General features: G+C 49.2%; 6 protein-coding genes and 1 pseudogene. All 7 read right to left on the bottom strand.

The window, feature by feature from the left end; all coding sequences use genetic code 11:
- The coding region (locus LKE13_RS18535) for an efflux RND transporter periplasmic adaptor subunit (protein WP_227953312.1) at positions 1–693 on the bottom strand (693 nt) is incomplete at its 3' end.
- Positions 694–706: 13 nt separating this feature from the next.
- Entirely contained in the window at positions 707–1414 is a 708-nt protein-coding gene (locus tag LKE13_RS18530; protein WP_227953310.1) for an IS6 family transposase, read from the bottom strand.
- 48 nt (positions 1415–1462) lie between these two features.
- Positions 1463–2181: pseudogene (locus tag LKE13_RS18525) on the bottom strand (IS3 family transposase); the annotation flags it as partial.
- A 56-nt stretch (positions 2182–2237) separates the two neighbouring features.
- A complete protein-coding gene (locus LKE13_RS18520; protein WP_227953308.1) occupies positions 2238–3629 on the bottom strand; it encodes an ATP-dependent nuclease in 1392 nt (463 codons plus the stop codon).
- Between the two features lie 394 nt (positions 3630–4023).
- Positions 4024–4590 (bottom strand): DUF5681 domain-containing protein, encoded by a 567-nt coding sequence (locus LKE13_RS18515; protein ID WP_227953306.1) that lies wholly within the window; start codon positions 4588–4590, stop codon positions 4024–4026.
- The gene (locus LKE13_RS18510; protein WP_227953304.1) at positions 4587–5159 is read right to left on the bottom strand and encodes a DUF5681 domain-containing protein; all 573 of its coding nucleotides are present in this window, start codon (positions 5157–5159) and stop codon (positions 4587–4589) included. Before LKE13_RS18510 ends, LKE13_RS18515 begins: the two co-directional genes overlap by 4 nt.
- Positions 5156–5309, bottom strand: a 154-nt coding sequence (locus LKE13_RS18980) for a DNA methyltransferase (protein WP_415776561.1), incomplete at its 5' end; no start/stop codon positions are given. The genes LKE13_RS18980 and LKE13_RS18510, both read right to left, overlap by 4 nt.

Raw genomic sequence — 5309 nt, 5'->3', positions numbered from 1 at the left:
CAACCCCGGACGAAGTGCGGTGACGACACGTGCCCCTTCCGGTAGACCATCGGTAATTTCAAGTCGGGAATCGAGAGTTCTCTGGCCGAAGACGACATCACGGCGGTGCAGCTCACCATCCTCAACAGTCCAGACCGTACCTTTGGTTCCGTCGAAATGTTCGACTGCGGCTTCCGGCACCAAAAGTGCCTTGTCGAGGGTGCCGGTCGTAATGAAGATCTCGGCCTGCTCGCCGAGATGAAAGCTTTCCGGGCAGAGATCACAAGCGATATAGACGCGGCGCTCTTCACTCACACGATCGCTTTCAATGTCAATGCGGGTTATATGGCCTTCGAACATCTGCCGGGGTAAAGAGCGCAAACGAACCTCAGCGGGCTGATTAACCCGCAAATCACCTGCGCCCGCTTCATCAACATAGGCCAGTGCCCAGACGGTCTCCGGAGCGACTAAAGTGAAAAGCACGTCGCCGGAACTGAGAACGGAACCGAGCTCTTTGTGGCGCAGGACGACGATGGCATCGTATGGCGCTCTGAGCACATGATGATCAAGAAGAACCTTCTCCACGCCGAACTGGGCGAGGGCGTCTTCAAGCGCGGCCTTTGCAACTTCCACGTCGCTGATCGCCACGGCGAGTTCAGCAGTCGGTGCTGTCAGACGAATGCGACTGCGTCTCTGTTTGACGCAATTTGCCAATAAAACACTCCTATTATGCCGCACTGAGTTGCCGCCACTCGACCAGTGCGGCATTTCTTTGAAGCTTGAATGTTTCTCTGTTGTTTAGGTGGCGCTCATGATTGAAGTGGTTGTAGACGGATGCGTGAATAGAGACAAATTTCTGCAAACTTCGCAGGCGCCTGAATTGCAGCATCGCCTGCTCTCGTCGTCGAAATGGCAAGTGTGAGTTTTCACAGCGATTGTTCTTCCATCGGCCAACCTCTTGAACCTCGGCATTTCCGATAGCCTTCATAGCGGCACGATATGAACGTAATCTATCCGTTACTATTTCCCGTGGTTTTCCGTACCGTTTCATGATTTTCTTAAGGAAAACCATTGCTGCCTTGCGATCGCGGCGTTTAGAAACAAAGCATTCCAGCACTTCCCCCTCGTGGTCAATCGCCCGCCAAAGATAGTGTGTTTCACCATTGATCTTTACGAAAACCTCATCGAGATGCCATTTCCAGTTTGAATAATTTTGAGACGGATGGATCCTCTTCTTACGGATTTCACTTGTGAACAACGGACCGAACCGGTTCCACCAATAACGCACAGTCTCATGGCAAATGTCGATGCCCCGTTCATGAAGTAGGTCTTCAACATTGCGAAGTGAAAGCGGAAACCTGACGTACATCATCACAGCTAGACGAATAACCTCAGGTGATGTTTTAAAATAGCGAAATGGATTATGATTTTTCATTCAGGGAGAGTAGAAAATGACAAATAGGACGACAAGCTATTTTCTTCTGACAAAGCCCAGATAGGAAAACCCTTCATAGGTTTTGATGTAGGTGATGTCAGTGACCCATGTGCTATCTGGTGCTGCGACATCAAACTGCCGATCCAGGGTATTATCGACTGCAGTTGAAGGCTTGCCGCCATACTTGCCAGGGCGGCGTTTGTAGCCGATCTGAGCCTTGATACCTGCCATTCTGGCCAGCCTTGCCACCCGGTTTGGACAGCATGTCTCGCCTTGATCTCTGAGATCATCGTGCAGTTTGCGGTATCCATAGACCTTGCCGCTGTCCTGCCACGCATCCTTGAGCAGTTCCGTCTGACGTTTGTCCTCGATAGCCCGCGTGCAGAACGGCCGCTTCAGCCAGGCATAGAAGCCACTCGGATGCACACGGAGCATCCGGCACATCGCACGGACAGTGAATACCGGACGATGCATTTTGATAAACGCGTATCTCATTTTGCATCCCTGGCGAAATACGCGGTGGCTTTTTTTAATATATCGCGCTCCTCGGTGACACGCGCCAGTTCCTGCTTTAGTCGCCGTATCTCGGCGGATTGATCTTCTTTCGCAGCATCGCCAGAAGGTGTGGAATAACGCTTCATCCAGCCATAAAGCGAATGTGTGCTGACACCCAAACGCTTCGATACATCTGCAACAGCATACCCCCGCTCGGTGATCTGCTTGATTGCATCCAGCTTGAATTCTTCCGTGAAATTGCTCTTGCCCATAATCATCTCCTTGCCTCATTTTTAACGGACAAGGTGTCTACAAATCTAGGGGCTATTCAATTGTCGGTTGGCGCAGATACAGTCAGATGAGCAGAATCTTGATAGTCTTTGAACCAGTTCTCAACATTTGTTTGATAATCGCCATCATTATCTCTGATCACTAGTGTTCGGGTGCCGATAATTTTGGCAATATTTAGGTAGTTCTTGAAACCCAAGCCGCTAACAACAATGACCTCTATTCCCATTTCTTCAGGGAGTTTGTCATGAACATCCTTGAACAATTTTTTGACAATTAGCTCGTCCGACGGACCTTCAACCAATATGGCTTTTTGAGCTAGGACAATTCTAAGCGTATCGTATCCGGGCAGACGTTTAATCCTCTTGTTCGTGTCTCTATCCAAATCGGTTAATCGAGTATATCCATCTCCGATGAGACACAATTTGCCCATGCTCAACTTATTGAGGACGTATGAATTGTGCGTGGTAAGGAAAAGCTGTTTACCTCCGTGGAAGCGCTCCACATAATCAATCAATCTCACAAGATTGATGTGTGACAAGTGATTCTCGGGCTCCTCAATCAGCACAACATCTACTTCGTTAGCGTTATTGTGAAGTGAGAGTTTTATCTGAATTTGGCTTTGCTCCCCTTTTCCAATATGGGCAAAAGGCACGTCATCTACGGCAAGATGGAGATTGTTTTCCCATGTGGCATTGGATTTCACATCCGTAGTTATTTGGAGGTCTTTTGAAGTTATTCGATGGTCCGTATCCAAGCCGTCATTTATAGCTTTTACGTCATCGTCATTATCAAACTGCGTCTTGATTTGACGATACGCAAAATTAAGAGTCGATCTGGCTGCACCATCCAGAGATTCGTTCAAAATATTATTGATGTATTTATTCTTCCCAAATGTGGGATGTATTCTATCTGGCTCAACAAATATGTTTTTTGCTGGCTTTGTAAATTTGTTGAGTTTCCCCCACGCAAAATCAAACCAATCCACCAGATAGAATTCTACTGGAAGGGAGTTTATCTTGTTTCCAGCCAAAAGCTGCCCATACGCCGCCTCTAAATCTGGATTGAATTTAATCTCGACAAAAATGCCCGTTGTATTCTCTCCAGCACTGTTATTTATGCCACGCAATTCTGGTGGGGCATCTGATAAATAGACTTCGATAAGAATGCTGGGCAGACGATCAGCGGTTTTCGCATCGTCATCAAGTGCCAAGAACTCTTTCACTGAATCGTTATTAAAAAATTCGGCGGTTAATTCTCCTGCAAGCGGGCGACCATGAAACGTACAATTAAGACAAATTTCAATTGCTTCCAATAACGTACTTTTACCGCTGTCATTGTCCCCCACAACAATATTTGTATCAGAATTGAAACCAAACTCAGCCTCTCTGAATTTTTTAAAATTCTTTACGACCAACTTTTCAATGTGCATGTCACGCCTTTGCCATGTTGATTTTTTTAAATCAAAAGTCTCAGCACTATTTTGAACAATGTTTTATTGTCACAAGCAGTCTGAAAATTAAAATTTCCATATGATTAGGAAAGTAGCTTTCTATGAATCCAACCCTCTTAATGTGGCTTATTTGAAGCTATAATTTATATTTTAATTATACAACAATTTTAAATCGTTTTAATGCCATACGCATTCTACTGAGCTTAGTGCTTGATTTGACCCCCCCGGCAGCTTCCAATATGCGTCCATTAATGATTTATTGGGGAGGGTCGTTAACAATGAAACGCCGCCAAGTTATTGACTTAGCGGCGTTTCATTTGGCTGCAGGGTCGAATTTGAACCTACGTTCTTCAGGTTATGAGCCTGAATGCCCCTAGGGCATTTCCTCCCACCAGTCCGGCCACTTGACCTTCCAGGGCGTACGCGTGGCCTTAACAACGATGCGCTGCTCCTCACGCGTAAGATGATTGTCTCCAAGACGCTCGAGAGCCGCCTCAACGAGCCAGGGCTCCAATGCCATGCGGGCGGTGTCCCTATACTGATCAAGCGTCTTGGCCATGCGCAAGGGTTCGAGGGCCGTGTTGACGCTCCCGGGAGAGACCGTGTTTATGATAATTTCGGAGACACCCGGATCGTTAGCGGCTCGCAGTGTTTTCCCTTCCGCGATAACGGTCAAGGCATACCGGGCGGCCGAGATATCCCCCTCCAGCGCCCGCTTGGCAAGCTGCAGCATGAATGCTTCCGCTGCTGTGACTTTCCGCTCAACGCCCTCTTCTCGGATCGTCACCAGCTGGCCCATTACCGCCTCATAGGGCGCTTCCCTGTGGCGTCCCCTCGGACGACCCTTTGGATTTCCGCTCTGGCCCTTTTTAAATCGCGTCGCGACAGGTGGCTTTTTATACCCTGCCTTACTATCATCGCAATCTCCATCACCGATCATTCTTCTATCCCTTTTGGCCAGCGAAGACTATCCGGATCCCGTGTACAGCGACGGATATCGGCGACATCCTTTTCGGTCAATTTCTGACCCCCGCGACGCCGGCTCAACGCTGCCTGCACCGACCAGGGCTCGAGCAACATCTGTGGCCGATCTGCCTTAATGTCCTGACGCCTGGGATCAAGAGCTGTAATTTCAAGGAGCAACAGGGCCTCATCCGCATTGGCAGGATCTGTTGTTATCCTGGACGTCACCACTTGCGGAGATTTTCGCTGGTTTTCTGCTGCAAAGTATTTTTCACGTTTTGCAATCCATTTCCGCACCTCGCGTTGCGCCGAACGGTTCCCCTCCAGGGCCTGCTGAAGGGTCTGTTGCTGCAAGGCCTCTTCCATGCTGATCTCTCGCGGAGCGCCACCCCGCATAACCGTGAGGGTCTTGTCCAGGATCACTTCGATGGCAGACGTTTTGGGAGTATCATCTTTCGATTTCGGGCGACCCTTGAGGTTCCCGCTCTGGCCTTTCCGGAACCGCCCCGAGACGGGCGGATTACCTCTTGTCGGTTTGTCCGTCATTGCCCCTCTCTTTCTTCAAGGCGCGGTTCCTTGCCCGTCAGGGCAGACCATCGCTCAAGAGCGACATCGACATAGGCCGGATCAATCTCGACACCGCGGAATCGGCGCCCCGCCCGCTCGGCGGCTATCAGGGTCGTGCCTGAGCCCAGA

This window comes from Sneathiella sp. HT1-7 (assembly GCF_020731145.1).
Lineage (GTDB): Bacteria > Pseudomonadota > Alphaproteobacteria > Sneathiellales > Sneathiellaceae > Sneathiella.
This window is presented reverse-complemented; position numbering and strand designations above follow the sequence as displayed.